A 13,911-nucleotide genomic window follows, 5' to 3' on the forward strand; every position below is an offset into this window, starting at 1 on the left:
GCTCCGGGAACGCGCTGTCCCCGTCGATGGCTACCGCGACGCGGTGTGCGGGCCCGCGCGACGAGATCGTCGAGCGCCGCTCCACAATGGATAGACACGGAGCTGGGCACGTGGCCGTGGCCGGTGAGAGATTCGGCCAATCGGCCGATGCGATGGAACCTCCTCGCTCCCGACGCGTCTCACGGTCTGCAAGGCATCAGCAGAGCAAGGGGGCGGTCGTCATGTCTTTTCGCAGCAAGCTCGCCGTCGCCACCGGTTCGGTGGTGTTGTCCGCGCTCGCGTTGACCGGGTGCTCGGCTGGTGCGCAGCCGGCCGTGCCCGCTCCCGGACAGGTAACCGGGAACCAGGCATCACCCGGTGTCGGCGGCGCGGCCGGCGAGAGCAGCGAAGCGGCTGAGAACAGCGGTGAGGCCACTGGGACCGGCGAGAGCGGCGAAGTCCGCGAGAGCGGCCAAGTGATCAACGACAAGCCCGGCGAGATCGACATCCGGGCCGGCCAGCACGGCTCGGAGGAGCGGGTCGTGTTCGACCTGAGCACGCTGCCGGAGCTGTCGGGCGGCATCAAGCTGATGAAGCACGAGCTCAACGAGCAGGCACCGGTCTGGGGCGGCTCCGGCGAACCGGTCGAGGGCATGGAGGGCAAGAGCTTCCTGCACGTCTACCTGGAGGCCGCCGACGCCGCCCGGACCACCGCGGGCCCGGAGTCGTTCGGGCTGCCGACCGCCAAGAGCGCCGTCGTCAACGACAACTCCCACGGCACCGCCGAGATGACCGTCGGTCTCGACGCCGGCGTGGACTACGAGGTGCTGGTCGAGGGCGAGAAGGTGGTCATCAACATGAGCCGCGGACCTCTGGGCCGGTGACCTGACTTCGTTCCTGCTTTCGTGGGCGGTGGCAGCGGACAGCCGGTGCCACCTCCGGCGAAGTCAGGTATCCGAGCATTGCCGGTCGTCCCCGAAGCAGGGTCTGCCGACGCTGCCTCGGATGGCAAAACCCGTTGCCAAACGCTATGTGCTCCGGCTAAGTTGCGTGAGCCCGGCGAGAACGAGGAGGTGAGTGCCGTGATCACGACATCCGCGCGCTCCCGCCTCGGCACGAGGGCACCGAGGTCCTGACCGGGAGCGCTCTCCCGAAAGGAAACCCCGTGACCGATCTGGTCATCCGTCCCCTCGTCGCCGAGGAGGGGCCGCTCTTCGAATCACTGCCGGAAGCCGGGCTGGTCGGCCCCGCGTCCCCGGGCCACACCTACGACGCTCTGGTCGCTGCCGGCGAATACCGTCCGGAATGGACCTGGGTGGCGCTGCGCGAGGGCACCGTGGTCGCCCGTGCCGCCTGGCGGGGAGGCACCGCGAGCGACGTCCCGTTCGTCTTGGACGTCCTGGACTTCACCGATTTCGACGCCGCCGTGCAACTCCTGCGCACCGCGCCGGTCCGTACCGAGTACACCCTCGTCCTGCCACCCGACTGGCGCGACGTTCCGGCGGCGAAGGAGGCCGCGGACGCCCGCATCGCCGCCGCGACGGCGGCCGGACTCCGCTTCCTCGTCGAACGCCACCGCTACCGCTGGACCCCGGACCACGGCCTCCCGACCCGCCCCGGCCGGCTGCGGTTCCGCCCGGAACCCGACGACGAAATCTTCCTCGCGGCCTTCCGGCGCGTGCACGAAGGCACGCTCGACGCCCACGCCCGCCGGGCCACCGACGAGTCCGGGCTGGACGCCGCCGCCCGCGAGGACCTGGACATCATGCTGGACATGCCCAGTCCGCGTTCCTGGTGGCGGTTGGCCTTCACCGGTGGCGGCGAGCTCGCCGGGCTGAGCATCCCCGGCCGCAACCAGCGCGACCCGGTCATCGGCTACATCGGCGTGCTGCCCGAGCAGCGCGGCCACGGCTACGCCTACGACCTGCTGGTGGAGGCCACGCACCTGCTCGTCGCCGAGGGCGCGGACCGGATCGCGGCCGCCACCGACACCACGAACCGACCGATGGCCGCCGCCTTCGCCCGGGCCGGATATCCGATCACCGAACACCGGATCGACTTCGTGTGACGGTGGGACCCGGGTAGGTCTCCTCGCGCGGGGTGGCATGCCGGACGGCAAGTCAAGCCCACGGCGGAGTCGAGGCGGCGTCACCGAGCACAGCGGTGGCGCCGCCTTTCCGGTGCACCGAGGTACCTCACCGAGGGCGGCCGCACGCCGGTCGGCCTCACGCCGAGGGCCGCACAGGCCCTACGCCGGCGCGTGCCTGGCGGCGGGCGCCGCGATTCCGAGGATCCGGTCCCCGAGAACCGGCAGGTCCGCCCGGAGGGTGCGGACCTCGGACACGTCGACATCGGCGGTGATGACCTCCTCGTCGTCCCCGGCCTCGGCGAGCACCTCGCCCCACGGGTCGACGACCAGGCTGCCGCCGGCCTGCCGCATGCCGGCGTGGGTGCCGGCGGCGCAGCACGCCAGGACCACGGCCTGCTCCTCCACCGCCCGCGCGCGGACCAGGATCCGCCACTGCTCGCGGCGGTGAGCAGGCCACGCGGAGGGCACCACCAGCACCTCCGTCCCGGCGTCGACCAACGCGCGGAACAGTTCCGGGAAGCGCAGGTCGTAGCAGATCGCCAAGCCCAGTTCGCCCAGCTCGGTGGGCATGGCCACGACGTCCCGCCCGGCGGCCATGAACACGGCCTCTCCGGTGTCGAAGCCGTAGCGGTGGATCTTGCGGTACGTGCCGCGAAGCGCCCCGGCGCGGTCGAAGACCAACGCGGTGTTGTAGAGCGCACCGCTGTCGTCGCGCTCGACGATGGTCCCCGCGTGCAACCACACGCCCGCGGACCTGGCCGCATCCGACATGATCCGCGCGGTAGGGCCGTCCTCCACGGGTTCGGCACCCTCCTGCCACGCGTCGTAGTCCCAGGCTCCGGTCGTCCAGAGCTCCGGGAGGACCACGATGTCGTCACCGGCCCGGCCGCGGACGAGCCCGGCGGCCCGAGTGCGGCGTTGCGCGGCGGATTCGGTGTCCGAGACCGAGAGCTGAACCAGGGTGGCGCGCATCTTCTGCCACCTCCTCGGAAGAGTTCACCCATTCTCGCGTCCCGTCCGCCGCGCCGCACGTCCGGAGCGGACGGCGGAGGTGCCCTCGACCGGATGCGGACCCGGAAATCGATGTCCAGGCGCCGCAAAGGATTTCCCGGCCGTTCCTGTGCGCTGGCGGCGGGATGTCCTGGCACCGGCTGGCCGGGGACAGCCCGCGCGACGGCCTATCGCACGCGTGCGCCGGTGATGAAGAAACCTTCGCCCACCGGTCGCGCGAACTCCGGCAGCAGGTCGTCGAAGCGCTCGCCCCGCCCGAACCCGCCGGCGGCGAGGATCGCCTGCGCGCGGTGCGGGGTCAGCCCCTTCCAGTTCGGCGTCGCCCGGCCGATGCGGACGTAGTCGCGCAGGAGCCTCCACGCGAACCCGTGGTCGCCGCCCGGGCGCAGCGACGCGAGCAGCCGCCTGCCGTCTCCGCGCCAGGTGTGCCAGGTGCTGTCGGCGATCAGCACCGCGCCACCCGGCCTGAGCACTCGACTCCACGCGGCCGTGGCCCGCACGGGTGCGGGCAGCGTCCAGAGCACGTACCGCGCGGTGACGAGGTCGAACGTGCCCGCGAGGTCTTCGACGTCATGCGCCCCGCACTCCTCGAAACGCACGTCCACGCCCCGGCGCTCGGCTTCCTCCCGCGCATAGCCGAGCATCGTCGCGGAGGGGTCGACGGCGGTGACGCGGTGCCCGAGCTCGGCCAGCAGGGTCGAGAGGAACCCCGTGCCCGTACCGACGTCCAGCACATCGAGAGGCCCGTCACCGCCCGGATGCAGGGCGGGCACGACCTTCTCGCACGCCGTGCGCCACGCATCGCGCCGATCCGCGCTGAAACGCCGGTAGAAGCGGTCGTAGTCGCGGGCCCGCCGGTCCCAGTTCCGGCGCACCGCGTCGAGAGCGCCGTTGACGTCGCCCACCCGTACCAACTCCTTCCAGCCCGATCACCGCATTCGGCACGACCGTATGGTCCCGGCGCGCGGTGTGGTCTCGCGGGTCCCGCGGCTGCTGAACGAAGCCGGAGGCCGCCGGATGTGACTGGCCTCTCACCGATGCGGCTCAAATGCATGAACGACGACTTCAGGCCCGAGTTCCGCCCCGCCGATGCACGCATTCCGATGCGACCACCCTTCGGGAGGACTTGCCAACGGGGATCGGGTCACTAGCCTGTCGTGTGCTGGTGGTTCGTCCGCCACGGACGCGGTGGAGAGCCGCGACCGCGGTGGACGAGGCAAGAGGGAACCCGGTGCGAATCCGGGACTGCCCCGCAGCGGTGAGCGGGAACGAACGCCGTCACCGGTCTCAGAAGACCGGAAACAGAGCACTGGACCACTGCGTCTGGGAAGCGACGGCCATTAGGAACCCCGGCCAAGGCCGGGAGCGCCCGCGAGTCCGAAGACCTGCCACCGGTGCGTGCACACCCGTGCACGCTGATCCGAGGTCTCGAGGGAGGACCTGGCGGATGCCCAGACCGCGGCTATGACCGCTCGCTGGCGCTCCGGCACGCCTCCGTCCGGACCTCGGAGTCCCATGCTGTCGAGCTCGCGAGGAGAGGGCGTTGACCACCAAGATCGGATCGACCGTACTCGGGTATCCCCGGATCGGACCGAACCGGGAACTCAAGCGCGCGTTGGAGAGCTACTGGGCTTCGCGCAGCAGCGCGGAGGACCTGCGGGAGGTCGCGCGCCAGCTGCGCGTCGACACCTGGCGCACGCTCCAGGACGCGGGGCTGGACTCCGTCCCCGGCAACACGTTCTCGTACTACGACCAGGTGCTCGACACCGCGGTCACCTTCGGCGCTGTTCCCCCGCGCTACACCGAGCTGGGGCTGAACCCGCTGGACACCTACTTCGCCATGGCGCGGGGCGTGGACTCCACGCCGCCGCTGGAGATGACGAAGTGGTTCGACACCAACTACCACTACCTCGTTCCCGAGATCGGCCCGGACACGCGGTTCTCGCTGACCGACCGGACTCCGGTGCGGCAGTTCCAGGAAGCCGCGGACCTGGGCGTCACCACGCGGCCGGTGCTGGTCGGCCCGCTGACCTTCCTGCTGCTGTCCAAGGCCGCCGAAGGCGCGCCGGAGTCGTTCCGCCCGTTGGACAAGCTCGACGAGCTGCTGACCGCCTACGCCGAACTGCTCGGTGAGCTCAAGCGGGCCGGAGCCGAATGGGTCCAGCTCGACGAGCCCGCCTTCGCCGCCGACCGCTCGCAGGCGGAACTGGACGCGCTGCGCGCGGCCTACCGCAAGCTCGGCGAGCTGACCGACCGGCCGAACCTGCTGGTGGCCGGGTACTTCGGTGATCTCGGTGACGCGCTGGACGTGCTGGCCTCCGCCCCGGTCGAGGCGCTCGGCGTCGACCTCGTGGCCGGTTCCTCCACTGTGGACAAGCTGTCGACGCTGTCCGGGCTGCGGGACAAGACGCTGGTCGCCGGCCTGGTCGACGGCCGCAACATCTGGCGCACCGACCTCGACAAGGCGTTGACCACCGGCGCGACCCTGCTGGGCCTGGCCGGCGAAGTGGCCGTCGGCACCTCGTGCTCGCTGCTGCACGTGCCCTACGACGTCGAGGCCGAGGAGCAGATCGACCCGCAGGTCAAGTCCTGGCTGGCCTTCGCGGTGCAGAAGGTGCGCGAGGTCGTCGTGCTGGGCCGCGCGCTGCGCGAGGGACGCGACGCCGTCGCCGACGAGCTGGCGGCAGCCGCCGCCGCGGTCGCCGACCGCGCCAAGGCCGACCGCGTCCGCAACAACCGCGTCCAGGCCCGGCTGCAATCGCTGCGGCCCGAGCACTCCCGCCGCAACGACTACGCGCTGCGCCAGGAGGCTCAGGAGAAGTCGCTGCGGCTGCCTCCGCTGCCGACGACGACCATCGGTTCCTTCCCGCAGACCACCGACGTCCGCAAGGCGCGCGCGGAACTGCGCAAGGGCACCATCGACGAGGCCGCCTACAACCAGCGCATGCGCGACGAGATCCAGCGCGTGATCAAGCTGCAGGAGGACCTCGGACTGGACGTGCTGGTGCACGGCGAGCCCGAGCGCAACGACATGGTGCAGTACTTCTCCGAGCACATGGAGGGCTTCGTCAGCACCCACAAGGGCTGGGTGCAGTCCTACGGCTCGCGCTGCGTGCGCCCGCCGATCCTGTTCGGCGACGTCTCCCGCCCGAACCCCATGACCGTCGACTGGGCCACCTACGCCCAGAAGCAGACCGAGAAGCCGGTCAAGGGGATGCTCACCGGCCCGGTGACGATCCTGGCATGGTCGTTCGTCCGCGACGACCAGCCGCTGGCCGACACCGCCAAGCAGGTCGCGCTGGCCATCCGCGACGAGGTGCACGACCTCGAGTCGGCCGGCATCCGGATGGTCCAGGTCGACGAGCCCGCGCTGCGCGAGCTGCTGCCGCTGCGCTCGGTCCAGCACAAGGAGTACCTGGACTGGGCGGTGGAGTCGTTCCGGCTGGCCACCTCCGGCGTCGCCGACTCCACGCAGATCCACACCCACCTGTGCTACTCGGAGTTCGGTGACGTGATCAACGCGATCGTCGCCCTGGAGGCCGACGTCACCAGCATCGAGGCGGCCCGCTCCCGCATGGAGGTGCTGGCCGACCTCAACGCGGTCGGCTTCGCCAAGGGCGTCGGTCCCGGCGTGTACGACATCCACTCGCCGCGCGTGCCCGAGACCGAGGAGGTGACCGACCTCCTGCGCGCCGCGCTGGAGGCCGTTCCGGCCCAGCGGCTGTGGGTCAACCCCGACTGCGGTCTGAAGACCCGCGGCTACACCGAGGTCGAGGCCGCCCTGAAGAACATGATCAGCGCGACCGCCGCGGTGCGCCCGACGCTGCGCTGACCACCGGGCCGCGGGCGGTGCCGTCTCCGCGAGGAGCCACCGGCACCGCTCGCGGCCCCGGGTGCCACCAGCCGAATCCGCATGGCTCGGCGACATTCGACTGGCCCGACGCGGCTGGCGTGCAGTCGCGTCGGGCCAGTCGCAAGTAGACGGTCCGCTTCCGCGGTGGAGCGGTCAGCCGCCGATCTGCTGGTTGATCCAGTCCGCGTAGGCGGTCACGTCGGTCCAGATGCCGGGGCCCGTCGCGCACTTCGGGTCGTTGTCCCCGTCGCGGCTGGTGGCTCCGATGAGCTGCCACTCGCCGGGGCGGCCCACCACCTGCGGTCCGCCTGAGTCACCGAAGCAGCCCATCGCGTCGGGCGTGTCGCTGTCGGTGCACAGTTCGGTGCCGCCGTCGAACTTCGTGCACTGGGCGTCGTCCACGAGCTTGGTGTCCAGCTCCTGGAGCGTGACCGGCAGCTCGGGGCACTGCTGCTCGTCGTCGCAGGTCATACCCCATCCGATGATGCGGGTGGCCGTGCCCGCCGCACCCGAGTCCGGTGCGATCGCGATCGGCTTCTGCTCGACGGCGTGGTCCAGCTTCAGCAGCGCGATGTCCCCGCCGGGGCCCGCGCCGCCGTTGTAGTCGGGGTGCACGATGGCCTGGGTGACCTTGGCCTCGGAGCCGCCGCTGGTGCGGTCCGTGCTGCCGATCCGGGCCGTCATCCCGTCCGGCGCACCGACGCAGTGCGCCGCCGTGACCACCCAGTCGGGCCGGATCAGGCTGCCGCCGCAGCCGTGCTGCCCGCCCTGCTGGAGCGAAACCATGAAGGAGTACTGCTCGGTGGCGTCGTGGCCACCGATGATGAACGGCCGGGTGTCCGCGGTGGCCACCGAACCGGGCAAGACCAGAGCGGCTCCGGCAAGGATCCCACCGACCAGAGACAGCGTTCGTCGTGCGGCGCCAGGCATTCGCGCCCCCTCGTAGATCGACTGCATTTACCGCGTCGACCGTATTCATCCGGAAGTGCCTGGACATCAACCTGATGGACAGGTTCTGATCTTCTTTCGTACGAGGCTTCTCCGACCGTTCGGCCGATGTGATCCCGGCCGAACGGCTGCTACTCCAGCCGTTGCGGTCGTTCGACGACGCGATCGACCGCCGCACACGACGTCGCGCTCAGGGCTTTCGGGCGATGGCCCCGTACATGGCGATGTCGGCTTCCGGGATCTGCCGGTAGGCGTCGTCGTCGGGGCGCCACTTGTGCATCTGGACGATGCCGGGGTCGACCAGTTCGAGACCGTCGAAGAAGCGCTCAGTCGCAGCGAGGCCGCGCCAGCGCAGGGTCTCGCCGTGTTCGTGGTAGGTGCGGCGGACCTCGGCGAGCATCTCCGGGGCGAAGTCGTCGGTGGCGACCGTGGCCGCCAGGTAGCTGCCGGAGGGCAGCACGTCGACGATGCGCCGCACGACGTCCAACGCCTCGTCGTCGTCCTCGATGAAGTGCACCACCGCGATGAGCATCAGCCCGATCGGCCGGTTCGCGTCGAGGGTCTCGCGGAACTCCGGCGAGGACAGGATCGTGTCCGGGTCCCGGAGGTCGGCGGCGACGTAGGCGGTGCGCCCCTGCTCGGTGCCCACCATCAGCGCGCGGGCGTGGACCAGCACGATGGGGTCGTTGTCGGTGTAGACGACGCGGGCGTCCGGGCGCACCTCCTGCACGACCTCGTGCAGGTTCGGCGGGGTGGGGATGCCGGTGCCGATGTCGAGGAACTGGTCGATGCCGCACTCGGTGGCCAGGTAGCGGCCCGCCCGGTGCATGAACTCGCGGTTGGCGCGCATGTGCACCGGCAGCGCGGGCCAGATCTGCTTGGTGGCCTCGGCCGCGGCCCGGTCGACGGCGTAGTTGTCCTTGCCGCCGAGGATGTAGTCGTAGATCCGCGCACCGTGCGCCCGATCCGTGCCCAGGTCGACGTCGTTCATCATGCTCCTTCCGACCGCGGCACCACACCGGCGTTCAAGATCAACATTGTCGTTCGCCGGTCCACCCGCGTCAAGGAACCGCGGGCCGCGAGGTCAGCGGGACTGCAGGGCGTCCAACGCGATGGCCTGGGCGAGCACGAGGCGGCGGTCCAGGGCGGGATCGTCGATCCGGACCAGGTAGTGGTCCCGGAACCGGGTCTTCTTGTCCACCGCGCCCACCGCACCGGTGTCCTGCACGAAGTCGAAGTGGTAACGCCACGGGAACGGCAGATCGCCCACCCACGGAAGAGCGCCCCAGACCCGGCGGAACACGGCGATGCCCATGCTGCGCTCGTGGACGGTGACCGGCCGCTGCCCGGGCTGCTCGAGCTGCCAGGTGGAACGCAGGAGGGACTTGCCGAACCTCTTGCCGAAGACGCCAACCGAACTCCCCTCCGGTGTCGTCACGTCGTAGGCGCTGGCCAGGTCGATCACCTTGCGCGCCTGGAACGCCGCGAGCACCGACCGCTTGTCCTCGTCAGCGTAGAGAGTGACGTGTTCCTTGAAGCTCATCCGCTTCTGCTCGACGAAAGCGACGAGCGGCCCCGGCGCGCCCGCACCGTCATCGGCGAAGATCCGATAGCGGTTGACCATCATGGTGATCTTCTGGTGCATGTGGAACAGATTGTGTTGCTGCAGTTCCTGGATCTGCATGGTCACCGAACCCTCACGTGAATCGACGCGGCCTCGCGGATTGTCCGGGGGATTCTCGCAGCCGGCTCGCCCGGCGGCAGGCGAATTCGCAACCGAGTTGCGGAAGTCACCCCACGCGCAGCGGAGCACAGGACGCCACGCGACCCCACCTCCGAAAAAGCCCGGCCGTCCACAGTGTCCGATATCCGCTCCCTTGCGGACGGTGGGCGTCACGGCTGCTCGCGCTGGGCCACCCAGGTCGCGATCTGCAGGCGGGAGGTGAAGCCGAGCTTGACCAGGATGTGCTCGACGTGGGCTTCCGCGGTGCGTTGGGAAATGACCAGGCCGGCCGCGATCTCCTTGTTGGACTTGCCCTCGGCGACGAGCGCGGCCACCTCGCGTTCGCGCTTGGTCAGCGGCAGCTCGCCCTCGGGGGTCGTCCCGGCGTCTGCCGCCCCCCGCGCAGCGGAGGTCTCGCCCAGTGCGTAGGCGACCGTCCGCGCCTGGTCCATCTGCTCGCCTTCCTGGTGCGCGGAGTCGAAAGCGGCGTCCCGGAGCTGTTCGCGGACCTGCGCCTTGGCCTGTTCGCTCCAGGAGAGCAGCGTTTCGGACCCGAACAGCGGCGAGCCGATCAGGTCCCAGCGCTTCTCCAGCGCCCCGAACAGCACGGCCGCTCGGCGCGTGTCCCCCTTCGCGGCCGCCACCCAGCCCAGCACCTCGACGCAGCACGCGATCCCGACCAGATCGTCGAGCTGCTGTTTCTTGCGCAGCGACGACGACACGTGCTCGGCCGCCTTGTCCGGTTCGCCCGCCGCCCACCACACGACACCGGTGTTCCACTCCGTCCACGACAGCGCCCAGCGCTCACCGAGCGGTTCGCAGACCGTCCAGCACTCGCTCAGGAAGGCCATCGCCCCGTCGACGTCTCCCCGCAGCCCCGCCGTCGACGCCTGCAACGCGAAGGTGACCAGCCCGGGGGCCGTCCAGTGCTGCGATGCGCGGTGACGCCTCAGGGCATCGTCGAGCAACGGGCCGGCCACCGCCAGGTTGCCGTCCCACATCTGCGTGTCGCCGAGGAACTGGATCGCGTGGTTCAGCTCGGCCTCCGCTCCCACCCGCTCGGCGAGGGCCCGGCTCTCCTCCAGCAGGGCGAGCGACGCGTCGCGGTCGCCGTGCAGGTGGGCGACCCACCCGTTGACCCACAGCGCCCGGGCGCGTTCGGCGCTGGGCTCGGCGTCCAGGGCCAGGACGCGGTCCAGCCAGTTGCGTCCCTCCCGGACGCAACCGCACGCGACCCAGTACAACCACAGCGCGGCGGTCATGCGCAGACCGGTTCGCGCCTCGCCCGCGGTGGTGGTGCAGTGCTCCAGCGCGACCCAGAGGTTCGCGCGCTCGACGTTCAGGCGCTCGATCCAGGCGGCCTGGTGCGGACCGGCCGACTCGGCGTCGGACCGCTCGGCCAGGTGCAGGTAGTGGTCGCGGTGGCGACGGCGCAGCGCCGCCTCACCTCCTGCCTCGGTCAGACGTTCCCGGCCGTACTGGCGGATCGTCTCCGGCATCCGGTACCGGCTCTGCGCATGGCTGCCCACCCGGGCCAGGATGGACTTGTCGATCAGCCCGGCGATGCCGGTGAACACTTCCCGGCTCGTCACCCCGTCGCCCGCGCACACGTGTTCGGCGGCGTCGAGGTCGAACTCGCCCGCGAAGACCGAGCAACGCGCCCACAGCCGTTGCTCCTGCTCGGTGCACAGGTCGAAGCTCCAGTCGACGGCGGCCCGCAGGCTCTGGTGCCGCGGGGCGACCGTGCGCGGCCCGCTGCTGAGCAGGTCGAAGCGGCTCTCCAGCCGGTCGAGGATGTCGTCGACCGACAGCATGCGCACGCGCACGGCGGCGAGCTCGATCGCCAGGGGGACACCGTCCAGCCGCCTGCACAGCCGGGCGACCGCCGACTCGTTGTCCTCGTCGAGCGAGAACTCCGGCAGCACGGCCGCGGCGCGGTCCTCGAACAGGCGCATCGCCTCCTGCGCCTTCGCCGTCCCCGTGCCGTCTTCGGCGGGCACCGGCAGCGGCGGCACCGGCCAGACCTGTTCCGGGGCGGTCCTGAGCGGCTCCCGGCTGGTCGCGAGCACCCGCAGCCGCGGGGCGGCGGTCAGCAGGACGGCGGTCAGCCGCCCGCACGCGTCCAGCAGGTGTTCGCAGTTGTCCAGGACGAGCAGCAGGTTCCGGTAGGCGAGGTAGTCCACGAGGACCGTCTCGATGTCTCGCGCGGACCGGTCGTGCAGCCCGAGGGCCGCCGCGACGGCGTGCGGCACGAGCGAGGGGTCGTGCACGTCGGCGAGCTCGACGAGGTGCGCGCCGTCCTGGAAGGCCCGCCGCAGCTCGTGCGCCACGTGCAGCGCCAGCCTGGACTTGCCGATGCCGCCGAAGCCGGTCAGCGTGACCAGCCGCGAGTCCGCCAGCGCGCGCCGGAGCCCCGTGGTCGCCTCGCGGCGCCCCACGAAGCTCGTCAGCTCATGAGGAAGACCAGTCACGTCCTGGATGGCCACCTGCGTCACGACGCACCGCACTCGTCCGCCAACAACAATCGCACCCATCGTAGGCCGGTCCGCGCGGAACGCTTCCCGCGAACACTACTGGACGGTAGCCGTCCGGCTCGTGCGGCCAGGAGTGCTCGGAGGCACTGGCGGGCGAAAGGAACCAGAGCCCAAGGTCCCGAGAAGGCTACGTACGTAGCCTTCTTGGTATTTCTCCCGTCGTCCTACGGGCCCCTCGCGGGCCAGTGTGGAAGTCAACACCAACCCCCCGACCCAGCCCAGGACACCACTCGCCATGTACGTCCACCCGACACCAGTCACCCCCACCCAGGACGGCCTCGCGTTCGCCCCGCCCCGCGGCGACGGCCTGCACCACAGGCACCACGCGCCACACGTCTACCGCAACCCCTGCACCCGCACCTGGATCTGCGACCACGAGGGCACCCGCGCCGCTCCCGGACCGGACCGCGCCCGCACCGTGTGCCGGACCCACCTCGACGCCCTCCGGGTCGCACTGAGCAAGGGCTCCGCCCGCTGAAGCTCTCGCGACGGCGCCTCGGCCGTCGGGCTGCCCTTGCGCGTGCAGCAACAGCTCCAGCCCGGTCACGCCGATGAAGTTGAGCCGGGTCAGGTCCAACACCACCGTTTCGGCCATCGAGGACCGGGCGGACAGCAGTTTCGTGCAGCCTGGGAGCGGCGCTGGAGTCCACGTTGCCGCCGACCCGGACCACCACCGACGTGCTCGTCGGCAACCCCCACCGCACCGGCCGACATCACCATGTCCACCCCTGGCCGAAATCGTGGCTTCAGCCCGCCAGGCCGGTAAAGTGCCGGAAACGGCGGAACGCACCGAGGACGAGCAGACCGGCCACGCGGCCGGGCAGACCTGGAGCACGCGGCATGACGCAGGTCGGGGTTCGGTTGACCGACGCGATGGAAACCTCGCTGATCATGTTGTACGGGCTGGCCATGGACGCCCGCACGGAGCCGGCGATCCTCGGTGACGCGATGGCCCTGCGGGCCTTCGAAAGGGTCGACTACGACTTCACACGCCTGAAAACCCCGCTGGTCTCGGCGAAGAACATGCGGACCAGCGTCGCGGCCCGCGCGAAGCACTTCGACACCTGGGCCGCGGAGTTCCTCGCGGCACATCGACAAGCCACGGTGCTGCACCTGGGCGCCGGGCTGGATCCCCGGGTGTGGCGGGTCGATCCCGGGCCCGGAGTGCGCTGGTACGACATCGACTACCCCGCAGTCGTGGAAGCGCGGGAAAAGCTCTTTCCCACGCGCCCGAACTACTCGCTGATCGCCTCGTCGGTGACCGACCCCGGGTGGCTGGAGCAGATCCCGGCCGACCGGCCGGTGCTGGCCATCGCCCAGGGGCTGACCATGTACCTGCGACCCGCTGACGGGCATGCGCTCTTCCGCCGGATCACCGACCGATTCCCCGGCGGCACCCTCCTGCTCGACACGCACAACCGGCTCGGCGTTCGTGGCGTCAACAAGGGGCTGAAGCGCGTCTTCGGAGCACCGCTCCTGCACTGGGCCATCGACGATCCGCACGAGTTGGAACGCGTCAACCCGAGGCTGCGGTGCACCGATGCCGTCAGCGCCATGTCCCCGGCCCTGGTCGACCAGCTACCGCCCGGCTCGGTACCTCGCGGCTCGACGCTCTTCGGCCACCTCGCCCAGCTCATCCCTCCTGTGCGCGACCTCAGCCAGTTCGTCCGGTACGAGTTCGACTACGAAGCCTCCTGACATCCCGCGCGGTCATGCGACTGCGCTTCGGCGTCGAGTGTTCGGCACGGCTTTCCCTTCACTTCAACCATCGCCG

General features: G+C 70.6%; 11 protein-coding genes and 1 riboswitch. Of the genes, 5 read left to right on the top strand and 6 right to left on the bottom strand.

The genetic code is table 11. The features are described 5' to 3' along the window. Window positions 1-221: 221 nt before the first annotated feature. Together HUO13_RS25945 and HUO13_RS25950 are read left to right on the top strand one after the other, a co-directional pair. Complete coding sequence (locus tag HUO13_RS25945) at window positions 222-863, top strand: AMIN-like domain-containing (lipo)protein (RefSeq protein ID WP_211897652.1); 642 nt, start codon at window positions 222-224, stop codon at window positions 861-863. 281 nt (window positions 864-1,144) lie between these two features. After that, window positions 1,145-2,047, top strand: coding sequence for a GNAT family N-acetyltransferase (locus tag HUO13_RS25950; protein ID WP_211897653.1), 903 nt, complete (start codon window positions 1,145-1,147; stop codon window positions 2,045-2,047). A gap of 180 nt (window positions 2,048-2,227) precedes the next feature. On the opposite strand, the gene HUO13_RS25955 is transcribed toward HUO13_RS25950, so the two are convergent. Both HUO13_RS25955 and HUO13_RS25960 read right to left on the bottom strand, forming a co-directional pair. Then, window positions 2,228-3,040: a carbon-nitrogen family hydrolase gene (locus tag HUO13_RS25955; protein ID WP_211897654.1), complete on the bottom strand. Its 813-nt coding sequence runs from the start codon at window positions 3,038-3,040 to the stop codon at window positions 2,228-2,230. 206 nt (window positions 3,041-3,246) lie between these two features. Continuing rightward, on the bottom strand, window positions 3,247-3,984 hold the full coding sequence (locus tag HUO13_RS25960; protein WP_211897655.1) for a class I SAM-dependent methyltransferase: 738 nt from the start codon (window positions 3,982-3,984) through the stop codon (window positions 3,247-3,249). Between the two features lie 244 nt (window positions 3,985-4,228). Next, a riboswitch (cobalamin riboswitch) is annotated at window positions 4,229-4,486 on the top strand. Between the two features lie 136 nt (window positions 4,487-4,622). Here HUO13_RS25960 and metE point away from each other — a divergent pair. Continuing rightward, the gene (gene metE, locus HUO13_RS25965; RefSeq protein ID WP_211897656.1) at window positions 4,623-6,911 is read left to right on the top strand and encodes a 5-methyltetrahydropteroyltriglutamate--homocysteine S-methyltransferase; all 2,289 of its coding nucleotides are present in this window, start codon (window positions 4,623-4,625) and stop codon (window positions 6,909-6,911) included. A gap of 174 nt (window positions 6,912-7,085) precedes the next feature. Here the strand turns inward: metE and HUO13_RS25970 are convergent, their stop codons facing one another. From HUO13_RS25970 to HUO13_RS25985, 4 genes are all read right to left on the bottom strand, one after another. Continuing rightward, complete coding sequence (locus tag HUO13_RS25970) at window positions 7,086-7,862, bottom strand: S1 family peptidase (RefSeq protein WP_211897657.1); 777 nt, start codon at window positions 7,860-7,862, stop codon at window positions 7,086-7,088. A 208-nt stretch (window positions 7,863-8,070) separates the two neighbouring features. Further along, a complete protein-coding gene (locus HUO13_RS25975; RefSeq protein WP_249124054.1) occupies window positions 8,071-8,874 on the bottom strand; it encodes an SAM-dependent methyltransferase in 804 nt (267 codons plus the stop codon). 90 nt (window positions 8,875-8,964) lie between these two features. Next, on the bottom strand, window positions 8,965-9,525 hold the full coding sequence (locus tag HUO13_RS25980) for a hypothetical protein (protein ID WP_249124055.1): 561 nt from the start codon (window positions 9,523-9,525) through the stop codon (window positions 8,965-8,967). A 248-nt stretch (window positions 9,526-9,773) separates the two neighbouring features. Next, a complete protein-coding gene (locus tag HUO13_RS25985) occupies window positions 9,774-12,098 on the bottom strand; it encodes an ATP-binding protein (protein ID WP_249124056.1) in 2,325 nt (774 codons plus the stop codon). A gap of 274 nt (window positions 12,099-12,372) precedes the next feature. Here HUO13_RS25985 and HUO13_RS25990 point away from each other — a divergent pair, with 274 nt between their 5' ends. Further along, window positions 12,373-12,615: a hypothetical protein gene (locus tag HUO13_RS25990; RefSeq protein ID WP_211897658.1), complete on the top strand. Its 243-nt coding sequence runs from the start codon at window positions 12,373-12,375 to the stop codon at window positions 12,613-12,615. 362 nt (window positions 12,616-12,977) lie between these two features. After that, a complete protein-coding gene (locus HUO13_RS25995; protein ID WP_211897659.1) occupies window positions 12,978-13,835 on the top strand; it encodes a class I SAM-dependent methyltransferase in 858 nt (285 codons plus the stop codon). The last annotated feature ends 76 nt before the right edge of the window (window positions 13,836-13,911 follow it).

Source organism: Saccharopolyspora erythraea (genome assembly GCF_018141105.1).
GTDB lineage: Bacteria > Actinomycetota > Actinomycetes > Mycobacteriales > Pseudonocardiaceae > Saccharopolyspora_D > Saccharopolyspora_D erythraea_A.